Raw genomic sequence first — 23,991 nt, forward strand, 5'->3', positions numbered from 1 at the left:
AAAGTTTACGAGTTTACAAGTTCACGAGTTCACGAGTTGGCTGACGCCAGTAATCAATGAACCACTATAGGAAACCCGCATGTTTTCCATCCAATGAACTTGTGAACTCGTGAACTTGTGAACTCTGGAACTTTTAACTCGTAAACCCGTAAACTCGTGAACTTAGTAACAAGCGCCGGCTCCCACTACAAGAACAATTCCTGCCTTTTTAAAGTCTGGGCGCCGCAGCGCAAGACGATGCAGCTGCACCTGGTGCACCCTTCCGAACAATTGATAGACATGGAGCCCGCGGAGGAGGGCTATTTCCAAATAACGGTGGAAGGCCTGGCGCCCGGCTGCCGGTACTTTTTCCGGCCCGACGGCGAACGCGATTACCCCGACCCCGCCTCCCACTTCCAGCCCGAAGGCGTACACGGCCCCTCCGAAGTGGTGGACCACAGCAGCTTTCCCTGGCAGGACAGCGCCTGGCGCGGCCTGCCCTTCAAGGACCTGGTGCTGTACGAACTGCACGTGGGCACCTTTACCCCCGAGGGCACCTTCGAAGCCATTATTCCCCGCCTCGACAGCCTGCTGGAAACGGGCATCAATGCCATCGAGCTGATGCCGGTGGCCCAGTTCCCCGGCAACCGCAACTGGGGCTACGACGGCGTGTACCCCTACGCGGCGCAGGACTCCTATGGCGGTCCCGAAGGACTGAAAAAACTGGTGGACGCCTGCCACAGCAAAGGCATGGCGGTGTTCCTGGACGTGGTGTACAACCACCAGGGCCCCGAAGGCAACTACCTCAACCAGTTCGGCCCTTATTTTACCCGGCAATACTGCACGCCCTGGGGCGATGCCCTGAACTTCGACGGCGACTGGTCGGACGGGGTGCGCGACTTTTATGCCCACAACCCCCTGCACTGGTTTGCCCGTTACCATATCGACGGCCTGCGCTGCGACGCTATCCATACCGTGTACGACAACGGTGCCGTGCACTTCTGGGAGCTGGTACACGGCCGGGTGCGGGCGCTGGAGCAACAGCTGGGGCGCCGCCTGTACCTGAGCGCCGAAAGCGACCTCAATAGTCCCAAGGTGGTGAAAGACCCGGCCCTGGGAGGCTACGGCTTCGACGCCCAATGGCTCGACGACTTTCACCACGCCCTCTACGTGCTGCTCGACAAGGAAGGAAAGGAACGCTATGCCGATTTCGGCTCGCTGCAGCAGCTGGCCAAGGCGTATACCGACGGCTTCGTGCACAGCGGCGAGTACGTCTCTTTCCGCAAACGGCGCCACGGCACGTCCTCGGCCGGCGTTCCCGGCGACCGCTTCGTGGTGTTCAACCTGAACCACGACCAGGTGGGCAACCGGGTGGGCGGCGAACGGCTGTGCCAACTGATCGACTTCGACGGGGTGAAGCTGGCGGCAGCGGCCCTGTTGCTGGCGCCCTACGTGCCCCTGCTGTTCATGGGCGAGGAGTATGCGGACGAAACACCCTTCTTTTATTTTGTTTCCCATTCCGACGAAGAGCTGATCCGGGCCGTACGCGACGGACGCAAAAAGGAATTCGAAAGCTTTCAATGGAATACCGAGCCGCCGGACCCGCAGGCCGAAAAAACCTTCAACGCCTCCAAAATCCACTGGCAGCAGCGGAAGGAAGGCAAGCATGCCGTGGCGCTTCGCTGGCACCAAAAGCTGATCGGGCTGCGCCGCAGCCAGCCGGTGCTCCGCAATTTCAATAAGAATGATGTGCGGGTGAATGTGCTGGGGCGCCAGGGCTTTGAGTTGCACCGCCAGGCCGAAGGCGGCAGGGAACACCTGTTCTGCCTGTTCAACCTCTCGGCCAAAGAGCTGTCCTATGCCGTGCCGGAAGGTTTTACCGGCTGGACGAGGCTGCTGGATTCGAAGGAAGCGGAATGGACCCTGAACGGGAAAGCAGAAGGATCGTTGCCCCAGGAACTGAAGGGGGGCGAAAACCTGCGGTTATCGCCCTGCAGTGTTGTGGTTTACCAGGCAGTGGCCGAGGAGATAAAACAGGAAAAGTGATCAGCCGTAAGGGTACGGCAGATCACTTTCGGCCCCTCATCAGGGTACGGCAAACGGGCAGTCGGGTCAGGGCATATCCGGGATATCGGGGCAGTTGCCTTCCGGGCAGTCCGGGTCGACGATAACAGAGCCCCGGTGGGAAACCATGTCCGCCAGCCGCGCTTCGGGCCCGCCTACCCGTACGTTATCAAAGTAAAGCACCCGGGAAGAATGGGGAGAAGTGCCGTTGAGGAAGGAGGCTTTGTACAGGCCGATCTTCCATTTGGGGATCTTCAGGTGCATGTTGCGGCCGGCGATGTCATGGATCAACTTTCCATCGCGCCAAACGGTAATGCGGCCGTCGGGACCCTTGGAGTGGATAAAGTGGAACACGAACTCGTGCCATTTGTCCTTTGGTATTTTTTCAAAATTTGCCAGGCTTCCGGCGCCGGTAAACGAAGGGGTGAACAGGTCGTATTTCTTTAAGTGGGTCGATCCCTCGGGGGGAGTGACCTCCAGGAACGCACGGTCGCCGCGGGTACGGAGGGTGGTCTCGTCGCTGCCATCTTCGAACCACTGGTTGATGCAATCCCGGGTATCATCGGGCTCGAAGCCCTGGGAAGGAAAGTAGATAGCAAAGGAATACCAGGCGCTCCGGCTGAAGCCGGGGAATTCGTCGCCCCGGATCACGGTTACCTCGGAACGGATTCTTTTGGCAGAACCCACCAGGGGCTGGTCTTTCCGGATCTCGAAACGTACCGACTTTTCGCCCCGGAAAGCAGGATTGCAGAAGGAATAGGTCCACTTTGTTTTGCAATTTTCCGCGATGACGTTCGAAAAAGGCCGGTGCCCTTCCATGGTTTCTTCCAGCAACAGGCGGGGATTGGACGGCAGGTGGGCCCGGGAAGCCGGAACAACGTCCTTGTCGTTGCTGACGGCAGATGGATTTTGGAGGTCTGTTTTGCTACAGCAGGTTAACGAAGCCGCACAAAGGACGGACAGGAACATGCATTTTCCTTTCGAAAGGAAGTTTCCTTGCATTTTCATATGGATTGATTTAAAGGTTACAGGTTCATGGATAGTTGGAGTAGACGTAAAAGGTACCTGCCGGCCTGTGGAAAGAGCAGGCAGGGGGGCGCACCGCCAGGCTAAAGCCCGGGTGCACGGGGAACAGCACGTTCCTGCAGGACAGGTGCCTGCCGGTCCCGGGTGGTACCCGGTTTACCGGCGCCGCCGTCGAAAGGATATGCTGCTATCCCGGCATCGTCACTACAAGAAACCGCCGGTGTGGAAATGGCCTGCTATCTTTTTTCCTGGGGAAACTCCATAGAACGCAAAAAGGAATCAGCATGTTCATGGGGGATAATGCGGGAAGAATGGGCAGGATGCGCCCGGTACGGGGGATTTCTGGTTTCATGATGAACAGATTTAAGGCATACGCCTGCTTTACATTGGGTGCTGCGATTGCGATGGGTGCTCTAAGCGTGGTGGAGAGGTAGCCTCAAATGTAAGTTGCAAGGACCATGCGAAATTCTGGCAGGACAAAGGACCGGTGGGATACGGGAGATGGCATCTTGGGGCAGGATCCACCGGTTCTCCCTGAGGAATCCGCTATAAAAACAGGCTAACGGCCACTCATTTTCAACCAGTTACAAAGGGACCAATATTGTTTAGACCTGCTGCCGGGCACGCTGCTACAGCCGAAAAACTGTGGAAATCTTATCGCAGTTACCGTTTATTGTTCCAACTCCGGCGCGGGCCGCCGCTTCCGGATCGGTTTATCCACAACCATTTACCGGCAGCAGGGGACCTGCTCCATTTACCGGTCAGTATATTTCGACGCAGCACCTGTTACTATTTGAAGTATTTTTTAAAGGAGGGCGCAGGAATAGCGGCTCCTTTAAAGAAAAAAACTACAAAGGCCGCGGGGACTTTTGTAGTTATTCTGTTTAGGGGCGACATTCCCCGGAACCGGCGGCCTTATTCAAGCTGAGCCATATATGCCTGTTGTTTATTGCCTAATGCTCGGGGAAGGAATTGCCATAAATGTCGTTGTTCCGTATGGGGGTATCCGGGGTGCCTTCTTCCGGGCGGGTGCCCGGCTCGGGCCGGTGCGGGTAAGACCGGCCGGCCTGCTGGGAAGAGGTGACCATAATATCCGGCAGCCCGGTCATGCCGGGTTGGGTGGAACCATGGTCGCGGTCTTCCGCCGAACGGTTACCGTATTCGTTTCTTTTTTCGTCCATAACGATGTATTTATTGGTTACGGAAGATTAGCGTAAAAAAGGGTGCCAGTCCTGCAAAGCCGCTGGCATATTTTTTAGGCCGAGGAGATTATAGCTACGATGCTAAAAACCTGCACATATGAAAAGCAGCCTGGGTGAGATCGCCCGCAACAAAGAAGCATGGTCGCCCGTGCCCCGGGTGGTAACGCCGGGCGCCAGCCCGGGCGAAGCGCCCTCCGATGCGCTCATCCTTTTCGACGGTGAAAACGGGGCCGAATGGGTATCGGCCGACCACCCGGACCAGCCGGCGCAGTGGAAGGTGGAGGATGGCCTGCTGACCGTGGACAAAAAAGCCGGCAACATCCAAACCCGGCGCTCCTTTACCGACTTCCAGCTGCACCTCGAATGGAGCGTACCCGTAACCATCACCGGTACCGGCCAGCAGCGGGGCAACAGCGGCCTGTTCCTGGGTTCCACGGGTCCCGACAACGCCGGCTACGAGATCCAGATCCTCGACTCCTTCAACAACCCCACCTACGTCAACGGCATGGCGGGCAGCCTGTACAAGCAGGCCATTCCGCTGGTCAACCCTTCCCACCCGCCCGGCGACTGGCAGGTGTACGACGTGATCTGGACCGCCCCCCGCTTTGGCCCCGACGGCCTCCTTTCCAACCCGGCCCGGGTGACGCTGTTGTACAACGGGGTACTGGTATTGTACCATGCAGAGGTGCAGGGCGAAACCTCCCTGCCCTACCCTGTTTATCAAAAGCACGGCCCGCTTCCCATCATGCTGCAGGCGCACAAAGACCCCAGCGAACCCATCAGCTTTCGCAATATCTGGATCCGGGAATTGTAGGGATGGGTTAATTGGGATATTGGTCAATTGGGGTATTAGGGTAGGACTATTGGGCGGTGTAATTCCGGCCTTCTTATTGCCTTATTTCTCCTTACATAAAACACCTTGCATATGGAACGAAACGAACGCGACAGCAACCTGGGCAGGGCCCCGGACCAACCGGGCACACTGGCCAACCGCGAAAGCACCGGCGCGGAAAGAGACTACAACCCGGGCGGCTTTGCCCGGGTGGGCAATACCGGCGGCTCGCCCGATGACTCGGGCGGATTCGACAAAAACCGGCGCGATAATGAGCAGGAATACCACAGCCGCATTGCCCGCAACGACAACCCCGAAGAAAACCCGGTGCGCGAAGACCCGGATTATAAACAGCGCAGCAGCCGCGACCCGCTGAATACGGGGGATTAAGGTGGAGGAAGTCGGGCTTTTTGCCTTACTTTTCCACCATGTGGAATTATTGGATCCTGCTCCTGGTATTGGGAGGAGGCATGTACGGCAGCGTAAAAGCCCGCAAGCTCACGCCTGCGGCAGCCCTTGCCGGCGGCGTTGCCGGCTTTTTGGTGTTCCTGGGCGCCGGCTTTACCGGTATCGCCCAGATGGCCACGTTTTTCCTGCTGGGTACCAGCGCTTCCTCGGTGGGCCTGGCCAATAAGGTACGCCTCGGCCTGGCCGAGGCCAACAAGGGCCAGCGCCAGGCGGGCCAGGTGCTGGCCAATGCCGGCCTGCCCGCTCTGCTGGGACTGCTGGCGGTGCTGCTCCCCCAACAGGCAGCCCTCTTCCGGCTACTGGTCGCCGCCGCCTTTGCCTCGGCCTGCGCCGACACCCTTTCCTCCGAACTGGGCAACGTGTACGGGCGCCGGTTCTACAACATCCTGACCTTCAAACGGGAAAGCCGCGGTCCCGATGGCGTCATCAGCCTCGAGGGCACCCTTTGCGGCGTGGCGGGAAGTGCGGTCATCGCCCTGATCTATGCGCTGGGCTTCGGCTGGCATGCGGGCGTGCTGTGGATCGTCCTTGCCGGCACGGCGGGCAACCTGGCCGACTCCCTGCTGGGCGCCGCCCTGGAACGCAAAGGGGTGCTGGGCAACGATACCGTTAATTTATTAAACACCCTCACCGGCGCCCTTGCCGGCTGGGGATTGTGGTGGGTGTTTGCGTAGGCCTCCCCCTGGCCCCTCCCGCTAAGGCGGGACAGGTGCTCCATGTGGAGCGGGGCCGGAGGTGAGGCCTGCCGGGGGTGAGGCGCTACCTCAGGCTCAGCAAAAAGCCGATGGTGAAGTTGGCATCCCAGTCAAATACAAAAGTGTCGCAATGGGTGGCATCGGCAATGGATTTATAGATGTTCAGGCCCGCCCCCATTTTCTTGTCTTCCGCTTTATAGTCGGCGGGAACGTGGAGCACGGTATAGCGTTCTTCGCCCTGGCGGTGCTGGTTGGCCAGGGTGTAAGGCACGCCACCGAGGATAAAGCACACGTTCCGCTTGCCCTCGGGCACCTTGGAAGCCTGCGCCTTCACCTGGCGGCCTACCTCTTCATCCGACAGGTTGTGTTCGTAGTACTTGGCGCCGGGGGCCTCCAGCGACTTCAGGGTGCCGCCCTCCTCCCAGGAGATCTTGGTATTGCCCGAGCCGATATCCACTAAAAACGAATTGTCCTGGAACGAAGGCGGCAGGGTAGCCTTCAGGGCATACTTGCCTTCCTGTTCGGCGGTCACGAGGTTCACCACGTAGCCCATTTTTTTCAGCTCGTTGGCAATGGAAGCCGTCTTCGGCTCCTTCTGGGCGCCGGAAGAGATCACGAAGTGCATGTTGTTCTTGTTCACGCCCTTGTCGAACATGCCCGCCAGGTATTTTTTCAGGCCGGCGCGGATGTCGTCGGTAGTGGCCAGCCCTTCATAGGCCAGCGACCGGCCGAAATCCTTCGACACGATCTCCCAGCGTTTTTCCTTGTCCATATTGATCACAAAGGAGTTGAAGCCGGTGGCACCCACTTCCACCACGCCTTTCAGCTCGCCGTTCACCGGCTTTTCGGGCGTATAGTTGAAGTCGCGGCGTTCGGCGGGGGCGGTAGCGGAGCCGGAAGGGCGGCCCTGTTCGTCAGCGGTAGTTTTCGGCTCCTTGTCGGCGGTAGTCCATTCCGTGTTGGGAAGCGTGGCCTTGTCGTCGGCTTTGTTCTGGTCCAGTCGTGGCTTGATCAGGAAAAAAGCACCCACTCCCAACAGGAGCAGGATCGCCAGTTTTCCTCCGGGCTTTAATCTCATTTTATTCTGTTTTGTTTGATGAAATGACTATTGATGAAGTACAAATGTCTATCGACCATTGCCTATTGCTTATTGCTTATTGTCCTTGCTTATTGAACAGGTCGAGGTATTTGTTGCCGCTGTTGGCTTTGTCGCTGTCGTCGATCTGGGCGGCAGAGGACTGGATGGAGTCGGCATAGCTGAAGGTCTTGTCTACGTCCAGCCGGGTGGCGGTTTGGGCGGCGATGGACACCTTGGCGGCATCCTTCAGGTCCTGAGCGTTCATAGCCTGCGAGGTGATCTGGATGGCCGACTTGATGCCGCCGATCTTGGCCGCCACGTCCTGGCGGATCTTTTGGATGGCCTTGTCGGCATCGGTATTCAGGTCGGTATTGCCGGTAAAGGCTTTCATGGCCTTGGCCATGGTGGCCGAAGCGGTGGTGACGGCGTCGTACTTGGCCTTCTGGATCTTTACGGTATTCTTCGAATTCATCAGGGCCACCCCCGACTTGCGGTAGGCTTTGTCGGCAAACACCACCAGGTTCTTCACGTCGTTGGCCACGGGCTTCACGGCGTCGATAAAGTCCTTGGCGTTGCTGAAGTTGGTAGCCGAGGTTTCCAGCGCCAGCTGCGTATCAAAGTCGTCGGGCTGCTTTTCCAGGCGGGTTTTGCACAGCTTTACTTCCTCCTGCGCCAGCCGCAGGTTCCGTTCGTTCTCCTCCAGCTGCAGCTGCAGCGAGGCGGCCTGGGCCTTCAGCTTCTCGCCATGGATGCGCAGTTGCTCGCGGTCCTTTTCAGCTTCCTCGATCTGCAGGTTAAGGATGTTCCAGGGGTTCATTTCAATGGCCCAGCCCAACACGCCCTGGGCCAGCGCCTCGGAAAAATACCGCATGCCCCGCCAGAACTTCGGGTTGGTGAGGATCATCAGCAGCACGATGGCCACGGCAATGCCCACGACCAGCTGGATCGTGCCCCACACAACGCTCAAAAGAAAGGGCAGCACATAAATGTAAAACAGCACGGCCAGCCCGCCCAGGATGATTAACGTCATGACGGTGCCCCAGGTCTTTTTCGCATCCCACTGCGGAAGCTCGAAATTCGATCGGGTTACTTGGTTGTCCATTTTATTTTGTTTTATTTTTTTAATCAGGCCGAACAGGATCAAATGCGGTTAAGCATAACCGGCACATAAGGGTTGCGGCTAAAAATATTGCTCGATCTTTTGCAGCTCGGAGCGCAGCTCATGGAGCTTGTTCTCCCCGGCCTGCACGAAGGAAGCCCTTTTGGCGGTCAGTTCTTCCTTTTGTTGCAGCATGCCGGTGGAAAGCTGCTTCATTTCTTCGTGGAGGGCGGCGATGCGTTCCTGCAGTTGCTGCACTTCCGCCGCTTTCTGCTGCAACAGCCGTTCCTTTTCCTCCACTTCCGTCGTGTATTGCTGCGAAAAGGCACGCTCAAATCCCTTTACATCCTGCTCCACGATCTTGATGTATTCATGGGCCGTGGCAATCAGCCGGCCTTTGGTCAGCCCCGTTCGCTTCAATACGTTGAAGGCCGTACGGTAGCGGGTGGCTTCATCGGTGATGGCCTCCACATCCGCCTTGCTGTCGAGGAATTCCTTGAAGTCGGTTCCTTCGAACAGGGGGTTGGTACGGTTGGCGGCCTCCAGCAGGTCGTCGAAATATTTTTCAAAAGCGGTGGGGTCGGCCGGAGGCGGCGGTGCGCCGGCCGGTACGGTTGCCGGCGCTGCAGCCGGTACGGGCGCCGGCGTACGGGCTGCGGGGGCGGCTTTTACGGGCCGTGGCGGCGGAACGGCTCCGCTTTCCTTCACGGGCTCCTCTTTTTTCGTTTCATCAAACTCCACGAAGGGGCGCAGCAGGTTTTTCAGAAAACTCATACGTTGCGTTTATATGGAATTAAAGTTAGCTTTTAAAAGGAAATGAACGGAACAGATTCAGGACCGGCTCAGGACCGGGAAAAAGGGTTGGCGCAACTCTTGAACGGAAAAAGAAAACCATTACCTTAAAAGAACAAGGAAACAGGTGCACCCATGAACTTGTGAAGCCGAGAACTCGTGAACTTGTAAACTCTCTTTAACTTACAACATGCATACGCCCTTCGCCGCCCTTCCCTCGTTGCTCGACAACGACTTTTACAAGTTCACGATGCAGCAGTGCGTGCTCCGGCAGTTTCCCCGGGCCAAAGCCCGCTATGCCTTTATCAACCGGGGGGGGCATGCCTTTCCGGAAGGCTTTGCCGATGCGCTGCGCGAATCCGTGAATGTGATGTCGGGACTTAAACTCAGCAAGGAAGAAAAAACCTTCCTGGCCGTTACCTGCCCCTATTTGGATCCGGTATACCTGGATTTTTTGCAGGGCTATTGCTACAACCCCGACGAAGTGCAGATCCACCAGGAGGGCGCCTCCCTGTCGGTGGCCGTCGAGGGGCTCTGGTACCGCACCATTCTTTGGGAAGTGCCGCTGCTCTGCCTCATCTCGGAAAATTTTTACCGCATGACCGGCAACGACCGCCTGCCGGACGAAGACATTGTCGCCACCACCCGCCGGAAAATGGACCACTACAATGCCCTGGGCGTTACTATTGCCGAGTTCGGCACCCGCCGCCGCCATTCCCTGGCCGTGCACCGCCTGGTAGTGGATACTTTGAAAAAGCACGGCGCCCCGGGCTTTGTGGGCACCAGCAACGTGTACCTGGCCATGACTTACCAAACCCGTCCCATCGGCACCCATGCCCATGAGTGGTTTATGTTCCATGCCGCCCGCTACGGCTTCAAAATGGCCAACGCCCTGGCCCTGGAACACTGGGTGGACGTCTTTCGCGGCGACCTGGGCATTGCGCTTTCGGACACCTACACTTCCCGGGTGTTCTTTGAGCAGTTCGATAAAAAATTCGCCAAGCTCTTCGACGGCGTGCGCCACGACAGCGGCGACGCGTTGGAATTCGCCCATCAGGCTATTTCCCATTACCAAAAACTGGGCATCGACCCGCTTTCCAAGACCATCATCTTTTCCGACTCCCTGAACTACGAACGGGTGCAGCGCATTACCGACTTCTGCCGGGGCAGGATCGGCTTTTCGTTTGGCATCGGCACCAACTTCACCAACGACGTCGGCCAGCTCCCCATGAACATCGTCATGAAAATGACCGAAGCCTGCCCCGAAGGCGATCAATGGGTCCCGGTAGTCAAGCTCTCCGACGAACCCAACAAGCACACCGGCGATCCCCGGACGATTGAACTGGCGAAAGCCGTTTGGGGGCTTTAGGAAGTTTACGAGTTCCTGAGATTCTAAGTTCCTGAGTTGGCGTAACTCGGAAAAGTAACTATTGTGTTTAGTGAAAGGAGGAATAACCTTCTTAAACCGGCACAAACTTTTCCTACTTAGAACTTTAGGAACTTAGGAACTCTAACCCGTAAACCCGTAAACTCAAAAAAGCATGCATTTACACAATTGCCTTCGCAACATTTTGCAGCAGCTGACGGAGGTGCTGGAGCGACTGACGGATGAGCAATACACCCGTCCCTGCGCTACTCTTTCCGGTGCCACCGTCGGCCAGCACCTGCGGCATATTATTGATGAGTTCGGCTGCCTGGAGCGGGGCTATGCCTCCGGGCGGGTGAACTACGAAGCCCGGCAGCGGGACGGGCGCATCGGGCAGGACCGCCATTTCGCCTTCAATTTGCTGGCAAACATCTACGAGGAACTCGACAAGCCGGATAAAAACCTGACCTTGGAGGTCAATTACGACGCGTACAGCGACGAAGTGGTGCAGATCGACACCAATTACCACCGCGAATTGCTGTACAACCTCGAACATACCATACATCATATGGCCCTGATGAAAGTGGGGCTGAACGAACTGGGGGCCCCGCAACTGCCCGAAGGTTTTGGCGTGGCCCCCGCAACCCTGAAATTTAGAAAAGCATGTGCACCGTAAGTTTTGTTCCTGTCAATGGTAAAATATTCCTCACCTCCAACCGGGATGAACAGGCCGGGCGCCAGCCGGCTCTCCGTCCCACGACCTTTTCCACGGCTGCAGGCGACCGGGTATTTCCCAAAGACCCCGATGCCGGCGGCACCTGGATCACCCTGTGCAGCAACGGCAACGCCGGCGTACTGCTGAACGGCGCTTTTGAAAAGCACCGCCGCCGGCCGGCTTATCAAAAGAGCCGGGGCCTCGTACTGCTGGAAATCCTGAACGGCGACCGGCCCGTACATAATTTCTCGAATATCTCCCTCGAAGGCGTGGAGCCGTTTACCCTGGTGCTGTGGCAGAAAGGCGAGCTGTACGAATGCCGCTGGGACGAGCACGGCCAAAAGCACTGCCGCCGGCTGCCGGCCGACCGGGCCCACATCTGGTCGTCTTCCACCCTGTACGATGAAGGGGTGCGGGCCAAGCGGGAACAATGGTTCCGCCGGTGGCTGCAGCAACAGGAAGCGCCTACCCAAACTGATGTTCTGGACTTTCACCGCTTTGGCGGCGAGGGCGACGAACGCAACGACCTGTACATGAACCGCGACGGCCAGGTGTACACCGTCAGCATTACCTCTCTGGAACTGGGCGGCAATAGCGGGCGCATGCATTATACCGACCTGCGTACGGAATTGCAATCGCTGCACCATCTTTCCTTTGAAGAAACAGGACCTTTCTGCTCCAATTAAAGCAATGCAAACGCTTTCTACTTTTTTCATAAAACACAAATGCCGGCGATAATCCCGGCATTTGTGTTTTATGATTCCTGTGCTACTTAAAATTTCAGGATGGCGACCGTCCCGCGAATCTTCCCATGCCGCAGTTCGAGGGTATACGTACCGGCCGGAAGCCCTTGCACCGCTATGCGGGTAGAGGTGGTGCCGGGCGCCACTTTATAGGTGGCCAACCGCAGTCCGCCGGGATGGTACACCGACAGGATCGCTTCATCAGCAAACTGCGGGTGGCTGACTGAAATCTGGCTGACGCCGGCATCTACCGGGTTGGGAGCGGCAGAAAAGCTTAGGGGAAAGGCAACAACACGGGTTTCCGCTTTGGCAGCCACGTCCACTCGCCGGGTGGTAACGTTGCCGGAAATTGTAGTGTTGCCGGCCACTTTCAACATATCCGGATAAGTTCCGGCACTGGCTAATGTAAACGTATGGGTTGACGCCCCGGCTGAAGAAGCATTGAGCCGGGCATATACATGGGTATGTAATATGCCATTTACCGGGTGCAGCGTTAGTGTGCTGCTCCAGGTAGTAGCAGTAGCATCCAGTGCCAGTTGAACCCCGGAAGTTACCGAAAGCGTTACCGGGCCCGTGAGGCCTGACCCAGTGATGGCAGCCCGTTGGGGCGCTGAAGGCGTACCCAGGACTTGAGAAAAACTGCCGGAGAAAACACCCAGGGAAAGAATAGGTTGGTCAATAGTAGCCATGCCGTTAGCATTGCCCAACCGGTAGGGAAAACCGGTTTCATTTTTCTGTGCCCTGAGGGCATTTGCCGACAGAAGCAAAAGCAGGAAAAAGTAAAGTTTTGAATTCACCGTTCGTTTTTTCATCCGGGTAGGATGATGCGCTGCAAAAGAAGGCGGGGGAAGAAGGTTACGGATCGAATTGCTCATAAATCAGTTTTTATCTGCCCGGCAAAGCGAATCATTTCAGCATTCCGAACGCAGCTGAATATCCGGTTCCTTGGCGATGCAGTGGTATTGGTTTAAATTGGCAAGAAAAATCAGCGCAAAAGTAACTGAATATTTAGAAAGCAGCTCAACTAAACAACCAAACCTACTCATCTATCACTTAAAATAAACATTAATAAAATAACGCACCCGGACCCTTCCGATCGGCCAAAAGATAAAAACCGGGCTCCTGCTCTGCCATATTACTGGCAAGGTCTTGGATAAAGGAAATCCCGAACCAGCTTCAGAACCAGCATGAAGGAACGGTTACACTTAAATTCTGCTAGTATGAAAAAGCTTTTCCTGGTGGCCTCCATTGCCTGCCTGGCCGCCTGCAACAACACCGGCGATACCGCCGCCGATACCAAAGATTCCCTGGACTCCGTGGCCGGGGAACGGAAAGACGTCATCGACTCCACCGTGGACATGCGCATGGATTCCCTGGACTCCGCCTCAGAAGTGAAAAAGGATATGATCGACTCCACCACTGAAGCCAAAAAGGACCGCATTGACCGGCAAGATTCCATAAACAGGGCTGAAAGAAATAAGCGATAAGGTATAGCCTGCGCACGTCTTCTTTAGCGCATGACCCCGTACCCCGGAATTGTATTCCGGGATAGGTGGTCATGCGCTAAAGAAACACAGATCGGCACTACTGTCGAGAAAAAGTGTGATAATAATTATTATAGTAATACAACTAAACAAACCCTATTTTTTAAAAATCTAAAAACAAACCCATCAATAAATAAAATCTTTGCCTACATTTAGCCGCATCCACACCAATACCCTCAAACAAATCCTTACATGATGACAAAAATTGAAATGACCGAAGCGATCATGGTGGCAAAGGCAAAGAAAGGAATCAAATGGAGCGAGCTGGCCCACATCGCCGGGCTGTCGGAAGTGTTTACCACCTCGGCCTGCCTGGGACAGAACACCCTGCCCAAAACCGAAGCGGAAAAACTGGGCGCCGCCCTCGACCTGCCCGCCGAAGCCGTGGCCGCCCTGCAAGTGTACCCCACCAAAGGCTCCGGGCCCCAGATCCCTACCGACCCGCTGCTCTACCGCTTCTTCGAGATCTGCTTTGTTTACGGCCCCACCCTCAAAGAAGTCATCCAGGAAAAATGCGGCGACGGCATCATGAGCGCCATCGACTTTACGATGCACATCGATAAAATTGAAGACCCGAAAGGCGACCGCGTACAGGTGACCATGAACGGAAAATTTTTGCCTTATAAAAAATGGTGATCCGCAGCCGGGAAGCCAGGAAAGGATCTTCCAGGCCTCCCGGTTTTCCCCACTTCCCCACTTCAATCCCCCTCTTTTCCAGCTTTCCTTCCTCATCTGTCGGCTTTCTATTAGCGAAAAAATTAAGGCTTGGAATTTGCAACCGTTCCACAGCCCATCTTTTTTCCCATGGAACAAGAAGCCAAGAAACCCCGTGAGGTCAGGAAACCGAACGTTGCCGGGAAGGTCGCCCGTGTGTTGTTGAAAGTCGTCCTCTTCCTGCTGCTGTTTGTCGTCATCGTCTTTCTGCTGGTGCTGACGCCGCCGGTGCAGCGGTTCCTGACCGCCAAGGCGGAAACTTTTTTGCAGAACAAACTCAAAACCCGCGTCGAGATCGGCAGCGTCACCTTCGGCCTGTCCGGCCGCGTCAAACTCAACGACATCTACATCGAAGACCAGACAAAGGATACCCTGCTGTCGGGCGGCACCATCAAGGCCAACGTCACCCTGATGAAGCTGTTTGACAACGAAGTGGAGGTGAAAGACGTGGAACTGAAGGATATAACGGCCAAGATCAAACGCGTGCTGCCGGACACGGCCTTTAACTTCCAGTTCATCGCCGACGCCTTCATGACCGAAAACACCAAAAGCCCCGACACGGCCCAGACCGCACCGCTGAAACTAAGCGTCAACAGCATCGACCTCTCCAACATCCGCCTGCTGTTCCGCGACGTGATCACCGGCAACGACATGACCGCCCATATCGGCGGCCTGGTGGCCCGAATCGACTCCCTCAACCCCTACCAACCCAGCTTCGGCCTGCGCTCGCTTTCCGTAAACGGCCTCACCGCCCGCATCAAGCAAACGAAACCCCTGCTGGAACCCGACGCCCCCTCCGAGGACGTGGCCGAAGCGGTGCAACCCATCACCGCAAAACTGGCCATCGGCGATATCGACCTGAACAAGATTGACCTGCAGTACGCCAACGACGTGTCGGCCTTCTACACCAACCTGGTAGTAGGCAAGCTCCACACCACGGGCAAGAACTTCGACCTGCAAAACAACGTGGTGCAGCTCGAAGACCTGGTGTTGAACAACACCACCGCCGACATCCGCCTGGGCAAAAAACCCGGCGCCCAGGTGGTGAAAAAAGAGATCCAACAGGAAGTGGAAGCCCAGAAACAAGCCTTCTGGCGCATCCGCGTGGACGACATCAAACTGAATAACAACAACATCAAATTCGACGACGACAACCAGCCCCGCCTGGCCTACGGCATGGACTACGCCCACCTCGACGCCGACAGCCTCACCCTGCATATGCAGGACTTCGTCATGAACACCGATTCCATCGGCGGCCAGATCACCCGCGGCTTTATGCGCGAGAAAAGCGGCTTTAAGCTCGACGCCCTGGAAGGCAAGCTGCTCTACGCCGCCAAGCAATCCTACATCAAGGACCTGCGCCTCAAAACTCCGGGCACCGAACTGCAGCGCGACGTGTTGCTGACCTATTCGTCCTACGCCGCCCTGACCGACAGTTTCCAAAATACACAAATGGAAGTAAACCTTCCTGACGCCCAGGTGCAGGTAAAAGACATCCTGGTGTTTGCACCCCAGCTGCGCTCGCAGCCGGCTTTTTCCAACCCCAACGCCATCTGGCATATGAACATCCAGGCCAGCGGCAACATGCAGCGCCTGCGCGTGGCGGCCCTGCAATTCAAAGGCTTCCGCAATACCCAGATAGACGCCGAAGGCACCCTGGCCAGCATCACCGATCCGAATTCGGCCGGCGGCACCCTCACCATCCGGCGGCTGCACACCACCCGCTCCGACCTGGAACTGCTGGCCGGGCCCGCCCTGGCCAACATGCCCCTGCGCCTGCCCGAAAACATCGATGTGCGCGGCACCCTCCGCGGCAATATGGAACGCCTGGCCACCAACCTGAACGTGATTACCACCTCGGGCTCGGCCGCCGTTGACGGCTCGTTTACCCATCTTACCAACCCCGCGGCTGCCACCTATAACGCCACGGTAAAAGCCACCGGCCTGCAGCTGGGCACCATCCTGCAAAATCCGCAGGTGGGCACCCTGAGCGGCGTATTTTCGACCAACGGCACGGGCTTTACCCCCGAAGCCATGAACGCCAACTTCAAAGGAAATATCTACAGCTTTGGCTTCAACAAATACACGTATCGCAACATCGCCCTTCACGGCTCGATGCGCAAGGGCACCTATAATGTGACCACCACCGCCAACGACCCCAACATCGACCTGGACCTGACGGCTACGGGCACCACCACCGGCAAGCCCTCCCTGAAAGTGCAGGGCTTTATCGACAGCCTGAAAACATTGCCGCTGGGCTTTACCACCCAGCCCCTGGTCTTCCGCGGCAAGATCGACGCCGACATCCCCTCCCTGGATCCCAAGGACCTGGAAGCCGACGTGCTCATCACCCAGGCACTCCTGGTTTCGGGGGCCGACCGCCTGCCCCTGGACAGCCTGCACCTCGAAGCCGGCCGCACCGATACCGCCCGCTTCCTGCGGCTGACCAGCGATATCGTCAATGCCCGCCTCTCGGGCCAGTACAACCTGGCCGACCTGGGCGGCATTATCCAGAACAACATCCAGCCCTATTTTTCGGTCGCCCCCTATAAGGCCGCCCAGGTGCAACCCTACAACTTTACCTTTGCCGCCGACCTGATCTACTCGCCGATCCTGGCCTCCTTTGTACCGGGGCTGACCGCTGCCGAACCCATCCATGCCGAGGGCCGGATGGCCACCGGCCAGGGCATGCAGGCCGCCGTGACCGCCCAATACATCAAGTACGCCTCCAGCGAGATCAGCGACCTGGACCTGAAGGTCCATACGGCCGACAGCGGCCTGGTCGTTGCCGGCAACATCGACCGCATCGCCAACGGCCCCTCGATGGTACTGCACAAAACCCGGCTGAACGCTACGGCCCGCAACAATACCATCGACTTTAACCTGCGCCTGGGCGATGCCGCCGACAAGGACAAATACATGCTGGCCGGCCTGCTGACCCAGCCCACTACCGGCGATTATTCGCTCAGCCTGAAACCCGGCGCCTTGCTGCTGAACTACGAACGCTGGAACATCCCCCAAAACAACTCCATCCTGCTGACCAAAGACAATATCATCGCCAACAACTTTATCCTTCAAAAAGATAACCAGCAGCTGGCGCTGCAAAGCGAACCCGGTGGCGACCGCCCGCTGAACGTCACCTTCCGAGACTTCCAGATCGGCACCATCCTGGGCTTTGCCCAACAGGACTCGCTCTCCGTCAACGGCACCATCAACGGCGGCGTTACCCTGCGCAACCTCATGAAACAGCCGGTCTTTACCTCGGACCTGAACATCAACAACCTCAGCTTTAAACAGGATACCCTCGGCAACATCAACGCCAAGGTTTCCTCCTCGGGCAACAGCTACCTGGTCAACACCACCCTAACCGGCCGCGGCAACGACATCGCCCTGACCGGCTCCTTTGCCCCGCAGGGCAGCAGCGACCTTGCCCTCGACCTCGACCTGGCCGTCCGCCGCCTGCAGCTCAACACCCTGGAAGGCGCCATGGCCGCCTTTTTGAAACAGGCTTCGGGCTCCATCAACGGCAACGTGTCCATCAAAGGCACGGCTGCCAAGCCCAAAGTGCAGGGCGCCCTCAACTTCGACAACGCCAGCCTGACCACCGTCATGATCGGCGGCCCCTTCAAGATCAACGACGAACAGCTGAAAGTGACCGAAAACGGCTTCTCGTTCGACAACTTCTCCGTTCGCGATACGGCCAACAACGCCCTGACCATCAACGGCAACGTGCAAACGACCAACTTCATCAACTATGCCTTCAGCCTCGACGTGGACGCCCAGAACTTCATGGCCGTCAACACCACCAAAAAAGACAACAAGCTGTACTACGGTAAAATGCTGATGAACACCAACCTCCATATCGGCGGCACGGAAACGGCTCCTATTGTCGACGGCACCCTGCGCATCAACGAAGGCACCGACTTTACCGTGGTACTGCCACAGGCCGAGCCGGGTGTGCAGGAACGCGAGGGCGTGGTGGTGTTCACCGACTTCGACGCCCCCGAGAACGACTCGCTTTTTATGCAGTACGACTCACTGAACGTTTCGAGGATTACGGGCATGGATATTTCCGCCAATATCGAAGTGGAAAAGAAGGCCAACTTCAACCTGGTGGTGGATGCGGCGAATGGCGACTTCCTGAACGTACAGGGCGCTGCCCAGCTGTCGGCCGGTATCGACCCCAGCGGCAAGATCACCCTGACCGGCCAGTACGAGCTGGAACAGGGCTCCTACCAGCTGTCGTTCAACTTCCTGAAGCGGCGCTTCGACATCCAGAAGGGCAGCAAGATCGTGTGGCTGGGCGAGCCCACCAATGCCCAGGTGGACCTGACGGCCGTGTACGTGGCCAATACGGCCCCGCTGGACCTGGTGGAAAACTACCTGGGTGATAATGCCGCCCAGCGCAACCTGTACCTGCAACGGCTGCCCTTCAACGTGCACCTGAACATGACCGGCGAGCTGATGAAACCCCAGATCGCCTTCGACATCGTGCTGCCCAAGGAAGGAAATTATAAGAACAACACCTCCACCGATATCGTCAACACGGTGGATAACCGGCTGACCCAACTGCGGCAGGAGCCCTCAGAGCTGAACAAGCAGGTCTTCTCCCTGCTGCTGCTCAACCGCTTCGTGGGCGAAAACCCCTTCCAGTCGTCCGGCTCCGGTGAAGGCTTTAATGCCGGCGCCATGGCCCGCCAGAGCGTGAGCAAGCTGCTGACCGAACAGCTGAACCAGCTGGCCGGCGGCCTCATCGAAGGAGTGGACCTGAACTTCGACGTAGCCTCCAGCGACGACTACACCACCGGCGAACGGCGCAACCGCACCGACCTGAACGTAGGCCTGAGCAAACGCCTGCTCAACGACCGCCTGACGGTAACGGTAGGCAGCAACTTCGAACTGGAAGGACCGCAGCAAAACAACCAGCGCTCCAACAACATCGCCGGCAACGTATCGGCCAATTACCAGCTCAGCCGCGACGGCCGCTACATGCTGCGTTTCTACCGCAAAAACGAATACCAGGGAATTGTAGACGGATACATTATCGAAACCGGGGTAGGCTTTGCCATGACCGTGGATTATAACCGCTTCCGCCAGCTCATCCACGGCAGAAAGGCACGGTCCCAGGGAACGGCGAATACCCAAAACAAATAGAAAGGATGAAGATGCAACAACGCTTAATTCTTGTACTCAGCTTCGTATGCTCCATAGCAACGGCCTGCAACAATACCAAATACCTGCCCAAAGATGAAAAGCTGTACACCGGGGCGTCTGTAAAGGTCAACAGCTCCGGCCTGACGGCTAAAGAAAAAAAAGTGGTGCGCAGCAGCCTGCAGGGCCTCACCCGCCCCAAGCCGAATTCGTCGATTTTTGGGCTGAAGCCCAAACTGAGCATTTACAACCTGTTCCGCAATAAAAAGGAAAACTCGTTCTGGGGAAAAATGAGGGCCAAATACGGCCAGCCACCGGTACTGCTCAGCGACGTAGACCTGGTACAGAACACCAAGGTGCTGCAAAGCTACCTCGAGAACCGGGGCTTCTTCCACGCCAAGGTAACCGCCGACACGGTGGTGGGCGCCCGCCGCGCCAAAGCCGAATACACGGCGGAAACCGGCCCCCAGTATACCGTCAACAGCGTGGAATGGGAAAACGACGAAAGCCAGCTGGCTTCCGACATTTCCCTGGATACGGCCAAAAGCCTGCTGAAGCCGGGCGCACCCTACAACCTCGACCTGATCAAGGCCGAGCGCATCCGTATTGACGCCGGCCTGAAGGAAAAGGGCTACTACTTCTTCGGCCCCGACTACCTGCTGATTGAAGTCGACAGCACCCGGGGCGACAATAAAGTGGACATGCGGATCGTAGTCAAGCCCGAAACGCCGGTGGAAGCCCTGCGGGCCTACCGCATCAACAAGGTGTATATCTATGCCGGCTACAACCTGCAATCCTCCCCCACCGACAGTACGAAGGCCGCCACCGATACCAGCAGGAACCGGGCGATTTACTATAAAGGCTACTACGTGATCGACCGCCGCAACCGCTACCGGCCGCTGCTCTTTTCCCAGGCCATGCAGTTCAACCCCGGCGACGTATATAACCGCACCGACCACAACCTGTCGCTGAACCGCCTGATCAACCTCAACCTGTTCAAATTTGTCAAAAACCGGTTCGAGCCTTTACCCGATACGCCCAAACTGGACGCCCACTACTACCTGACCCCTCTGCCCCGCAAGTCGTTGCGGGCCGAGATCACGGCCAACACCAAATCCAACAACCTGAACGGCACCCAGCTCTCGGTCAGCTGGTTCAACCGCAATACGTTCCGGGCGGGCGAACAGCTGAGCATCACGGGCTACCTGGGCTCGGAAGTGCAGTTTGGCGGCACCTTCCAGGGCTACAATACCTACCGCAGCGGCGCCGAAGCCAACCTAGCCATTCCTCGTTTTGCCGTTCCGTTCACGACCATCCGCTCCCGCGGCGGCTACCCGCCCCGCACCAACATCCAGCTGGGCTACGACCTGCTGACCCGCCAAAAGCTCTATACGGTCAACTCCTACCGGGCGGGACTGGGTTACCTGTGGAAGGAAAACATCGAAAAGCAGCACGAGTTTTATCCTATCAGCATCAACTATGTGCAGTCGCTAAACGTCACTCCCGAGTTTGTCGACAGCATTGCCAAATACCCTTACCTGCAGCGCATCGTGGACAAGCAGTTCATCCTGGGATCGACCTACCAGTACAACCTGAACCAGCTCACCACCGGCATCCGCAAGCTGAATTCGTTTTACTTCAACGGCCTGGTGGACCTGTCGGGCAATATCGCGGGCCTGGTCACCGGCGCCAACGTGCGGGAAGGCAAACAGAAACGCATCTTCAACACGCCTTTCGACCAGTACATCAAAATGGAGGTGGACGGCCGCTATTACCGCCGCATCGGGCTCAACTCCAGCTGGGCCAACCGCCTGGTGATCGGCTACGGGCTGCCCTACGGCAACTCGCTGGCGCTGCCCTATGTCAAGCAGTTCTTTGCCGGCGGCAACAACAGCATCCGGGCTTTTCGCAGCCGCTCGCTGGGTCCCGGCACCTACCGGGCGCCCGCCAGCAACTTCCTGCCCGACCAGACCGGCGATATCAAGATCGAGATGAGCACCGAGTTCCGCCCGCGCATCACCGGTCCGCTCTACGGCGCCATCTTCCTCGATGCCGGCAATATCTGGCTGGCCAACGAAGACCCCACCCGGCCGGGCGGCAAATTCAGCAAGAACTTTCTCAAGGAGCTGGCCGTAGGTACCGGCGTAGGTGTCCGGGTAGACATCACCATGTTCGTCATCCGCCTGGATGTCGGCATTCCGCTGGTGAAACCCTGGGAGCGGGAACCACCCCGCTGGCAGGCCCGCGTACAGGAGGCCCAATGGCGCAAAGACAACATCATTTTAAACCTGGCGATCGGGTACCCGTTCTAGGAACGGGGAATTGGTTCATGGGTTAATTGGGAATTAGGTCCCTGAGTTTAGAGGCCGGTAACCAGGAGGAATGTTCTTCCTGGCTACCGGCCTTTTTTTAGGGACCATTACCCCTAGTCCCGCAACAGGCGTTGGAGCACCGCGGCCACTTTATCCGCGCTGGGCAGCATGGCGGCTTCCAGGGTGGTATTCAGGGGCACGGCCGGCAGGTTCAGCGCCCCCAGCACTTCCACCGGGGCATCCAGCCAGGAAAAGCAGGCCTTCGCGATCCGTCCCGCCAGGGCCTCCGCAAACGAATGGGCCTGCTGCTCCTCGGTCAGCACCAGGCATTTGCCGTGCTTTTTGACGGTGGAAAAAATAAGGTCCTCGTCCAGGGGAAACAGCGTACGCAGATCGACCACCTCCACGCAGCCCCCAAAGCGGGCCGCTGCCGCCCGGGCCCAGTACACGCCCATGCCGTACGTAATGACGCAGGCGCTGTCGCCGGCCGCCACCTGGCGGGCGTCGGCCTCCAGCACCACCCGGCCCCTGCCAAAGGGCAGCACGTACGAGCGGTCGGGCTCGGGGGCACGGGCCTCCTCGGTTCCCGGTACCTTGCTCCAGTACAGGCCCTTGTGCTCGAGCAGCACCACCGGGTTGGGATCGTAAAAGGCGGCCTTCATCAGGCCCTTCATGTCGGCGGCATTCGAGGGGTAGGCCACCTTCAGTCCTTTTACCGCCAGCAGCACGGTTTCCACGCAGGCGCTGTGGTAGGGCCCGCCGCCACCATACGCCCCTACCGGCACGCGGATAACGGCCGCCACGGGGTATTTGCCGCCGGTTAAATAGCCCGACTTCGACACTTCGGTCACCAGCTGGTTGAGGCCGGGAAAGAGGTAGTCGGCAAACTGCACCTCCACGATGGGGCGCAGGCCGGCGGCGCTCAGGCCTACCGTGGAGCCGATGACGTAGGCTTCCTCGATGGCGGTATTGAATACCCGGTGCTCGCCGAACTGGTCGGCCAGGGTGGCCGCCTCGCGAAAGACGCCGCCCAGGCGCTTGCCCACGTCCTGCCCGAACAGGATGCATTCGGGATGCTCCTCCATGAGCTCGCGGATGGCGTACAGGGCGGCATCCACCATAATGACTTTTGCGGCCCCCGCAGGGGCACGCTGGCCCTTTTCTTCGGTAACGGGCGTGGGTGCGAATACGTGGCGGGTAACGGTTTCCGGCGCCGGCTCGGCCGCCGCTGCCGCCTGCTCAAACTGCCGGCGCACATCGCTTTCCGTTTCCTGCTCCAGGGCGGCCACTTCTTCGCCGGGAAAGGCCTTTAGAAGGGCCTTGCGCAGCTTCGGCAGCGGGTCGGCCTGCTGGTGGCGGCGCAGGTCCTCTTCGTTGCGGTAAAACTCCTTGCGCACGCCGCTGGTATGGTGGCTGAGCAGGCACACCTTCGCATGCACCAGCCAGGGCCGGCGGCGGCGGCGCACCTCGCCCACCACCCGCTGCATCAGGTTGTAGGAGGCGCCGAAGTCGGTCCCATCTACCTGCACCCGGCTGATGCCTTTAAAGCCCCGGGCGTACTCGTAGGCGTTCATGGCGCGGGCTTCGGAAGCCGCCACGCTGATCTCCCACTCGTTGTCCTGCACCAGGTAGATAATGGGCAGTTGCTTCAGGGCCGCAAACTGCAGGGCCTCGCTCACCTCCCCTTCGGTCACGCTGCCGTCGCCCAGCGAGCACACCACTACCGGAGCTGGTGCGCCTTCGCGGCCGGGGGCGGCGGGCGCCCCGATGCGCTCGAGGTACTGGATACCCTGGGCCAGGCCGGTGGTAGGGATAGCCTGCATGCCCGTGGCGCTGCTCTGGTGGATGATCCGCGGCTTATCGGCCGCCGTGGAACTGGGATGGCAGTAATACGAACGGCCGCCGGAAAAGGGGTCGTCGGCCTTCGCCAGCAACTGCAGCATCAGCTCGTAGGGCGACCAGCCCATGCCCAGCAGCAGGCAATCATCGCGGTAATACGGGCTGACCCAGTCGGAAGGGGTGAGCTGGAAGGCCGTGGCCAGCTGGATGGCCTCGTGGCCCCGGGAGGTGGAATGTACATAGCGGGCAATGGAGCGGTGGGCCTCGTAGGTGTCGGCCATGACTTTAGCCGTATACAGGAGGCGGTAGGCCCGGAGCAAAAGGTTTTTATCGACCATGGAAAACGGGTTGGGAGGTTTGGGAGTTCGCTCT

The 23,991-nt window shown here is 58.1% G+C and carries 18 protein-coding genes; 11 read left to right on the plus strand and 7 right to left on the minus strand.

The window, feature by feature from the left end; genetic code table 11:
• Positions 1-156 precede the first annotated feature (156 nt).
• A complete protein-coding gene (treZ, locus tag V9K67_RS20405; RefSeq protein WP_336725697.1) occupies positions 157-2,025 on the plus strand; it encodes a malto-oligosyltrehalose trehalohydrolase in 1,869 nt (622 codons plus the stop codon).
• 66 nt (positions 2,026-2,091) lie between these two features.
• On the opposite strand, the gene V9K67_RS20410 is transcribed toward treZ, so the two are convergent.
• Positions 2,092-3,051 (minus strand): polysaccharide lyase family 20 protein, encoded by a 960-nt coding sequence (locus tag V9K67_RS20410; protein WP_336725698.1) that lies wholly within the window; start codon positions 3,049-3,051, stop codon positions 2,092-2,094.
• Between the two features lie 971 nt (positions 3,052-4,022).
• Positions 4,023-4,250: a hypothetical protein gene (locus V9K67_RS20415; protein ID WP_336725699.1), complete on the minus strand. Its 228-nt coding sequence runs from the start codon at positions 4,248-4,250 to the stop codon at positions 4,023-4,025.
• A gap of 118 nt (positions 4,251-4,368) precedes the next feature.
• Here V9K67_RS20415 and V9K67_RS20420 point away from each other — a divergent pair, with 118 nt between their 5' ends.
• The 3 genes from V9K67_RS20420 (at position 4,369) to V9K67_RS20430 (ending at position 6,245) form a co-directional block, all read left to right on the plus strand.
• Positions 4,369-5,085, plus strand: a complete 717-nt coding sequence (locus V9K67_RS20420) for a 3-keto-disaccharide hydrolase (protein ID WP_336725700.1) — start codon at positions 4,369-4,371, stop codon at positions 5,083-5,085.
• A gap of 111 nt (positions 5,086-5,196) precedes the next feature.
• Positions 5,197-5,493 (plus strand): hypothetical protein, encoded by a 297-nt coding sequence (locus V9K67_RS20425; protein WP_336725702.1) that lies wholly within the window; start codon positions 5,197-5,199, stop codon positions 5,491-5,493.
• Between the two features lie 38 nt (positions 5,494-5,531).
• A complete protein-coding gene (locus V9K67_RS20430; RefSeq protein ID WP_336725704.1) occupies positions 5,532-6,245 on the plus strand; it encodes a DUF92 domain-containing protein in 714 nt (237 codons plus the stop codon).
• 85 nt (positions 6,246-6,330) lie between these two features.
• On the opposite strand, the gene V9K67_RS20435 is transcribed toward V9K67_RS20430, so the two are convergent.
• From V9K67_RS20435 to V9K67_RS20445, 3 genes are all read right to left on the minus strand, one after another.
• Positions 6,331-7,344, minus strand: a complete 1,014-nt coding sequence (locus V9K67_RS20435) for a hypothetical protein (RefSeq protein WP_336725707.1) — start codon at positions 7,342-7,344, stop codon at positions 6,331-6,333.
• A 76-nt stretch (positions 7,345-7,420) separates the two neighbouring features.
• A complete protein-coding gene (locus V9K67_RS20440; protein WP_336725709.1) occupies positions 7,421-8,446 on the minus strand; it encodes a coiled-coil domain-containing protein in 1,026 nt (341 codons plus the stop codon).
• 78 nt (positions 8,447-8,524) lie between these two features.
• Entirely contained in the window at positions 8,525-9,217 is a 693-nt protein-coding gene (locus V9K67_RS20445) for a hypothetical protein (protein WP_336725711.1), read from the minus strand.
• Between the two features lie 208 nt (positions 9,218-9,425).
• On the opposite strand from V9K67_RS20445, the gene pncB reads away from it, so the two are divergent.
• From pncB to V9K67_RS20460, 3 genes are all read left to right on the plus strand, one after another.
• Complete coding sequence (gene pncB / locus V9K67_RS20450; RefSeq protein WP_336725713.1) at positions 9,426-10,604, plus strand: nicotinate phosphoribosyltransferase; 1,179 nt, start codon at positions 9,426-9,428, stop codon at positions 10,602-10,604.
• Positions 10,605-10,776: 172 nt separating this feature from the next.
• A complete protein-coding gene (locus V9K67_RS20455; RefSeq protein ID WP_336725715.1) occupies positions 10,777-11,277 on the plus strand; it encodes a hypothetical protein in 501 nt (166 codons plus the stop codon).
• Positions 11,265-12,002 (plus strand): NRDE family protein, encoded by a 738-nt coding sequence (locus tag V9K67_RS20460; RefSeq protein WP_336725718.1) that lies wholly within the window; start codon positions 11,265-11,267, stop codon positions 12,000-12,002. Before V9K67_RS20455 ends, V9K67_RS20460 begins: the two co-directional genes overlap by 13 nt.
• An 86-nt stretch (positions 12,003-12,088) precedes the next feature.
• Here the strand turns inward: V9K67_RS20460 and V9K67_RS20465 are convergent, their stop codons facing one another.
• A complete protein-coding gene (locus V9K67_RS20465) occupies positions 12,089-12,934 on the minus strand; it encodes a hypothetical protein (RefSeq protein ID WP_336725719.1) in 846 nt (281 codons plus the stop codon).
• Positions 12,935-13,279: 345 nt separating this feature from the next.
• On the opposite strand from V9K67_RS20465, the gene V9K67_RS20470 reads away from it, so the two are divergent.
• The 4 genes from V9K67_RS20470 to tamL all read left to right on the plus strand — a co-directional run bounded on the left by V9K67_RS20470 (position 13,280) and on the right by tamL (position 21,780).
• The gene (locus tag V9K67_RS20470; RefSeq protein ID WP_336725720.1) at positions 13,280-13,546 is read left to right on the plus strand and encodes a hypothetical protein; all 267 of its coding nucleotides are present in this window, start codon (positions 13,280-13,282) and stop codon (positions 13,544-13,546) included.
• A 249-nt stretch (positions 13,547-13,795) separates the two neighbouring features.
• Positions 13,796-14,239, plus strand: a complete 444-nt coding sequence (cynS, locus tag V9K67_RS20475) for a cyanase (protein ID WP_336725721.1) — start codon at positions 13,796-13,798, stop codon at positions 14,237-14,239.
• 168 nt (positions 14,240-14,407) lie between these two features.
• On the plus strand, positions 14,408-19,471 hold the full coding sequence (locus V9K67_RS20480; RefSeq protein WP_336725723.1) for a translocation/assembly module TamB domain-containing protein: 5,064 nt from the start codon (positions 14,408-14,410) through the stop codon (positions 19,469-19,471).
• 11 nt (positions 19,472-19,482) lie between these two features.
• On the plus strand, positions 19,483-21,780 hold the full coding sequence (tamL, locus tag V9K67_RS20485; RefSeq protein ID WP_336725724.1) for a translocation and assembly module lipoprotein TamL: 2,298 nt from the start codon (positions 19,483-19,485) through the stop codon (positions 21,778-21,780).
• 113 nt (positions 21,781-21,893) lie between these two features.
• On the opposite strand, the gene V9K67_RS20490 is transcribed toward tamL, so the two are convergent.
• Positions 21,894-23,957 (minus strand): alpha-ketoacid dehydrogenase subunit alpha/beta, encoded by a 2,064-nt coding sequence (locus tag V9K67_RS20490; protein ID WP_336725727.1) that lies wholly within the window; start codon positions 23,955-23,957, stop codon positions 21,894-21,896.
• Between the last annotated feature and the right edge of the window lie 34 nt (positions 23,958-23,991).

The sequence above is a fragment of the Huijunlia imazamoxiresistens genome (assembly GCF_037132455.1).
In the GTDB taxonomy this organism is placed as follows: Bacteria; Bacteroidota; Bacteroidia; order Chitinophagales; family Chitinophagaceae; genus Flavisolibacter; species Flavisolibacter imazamoxiresistens.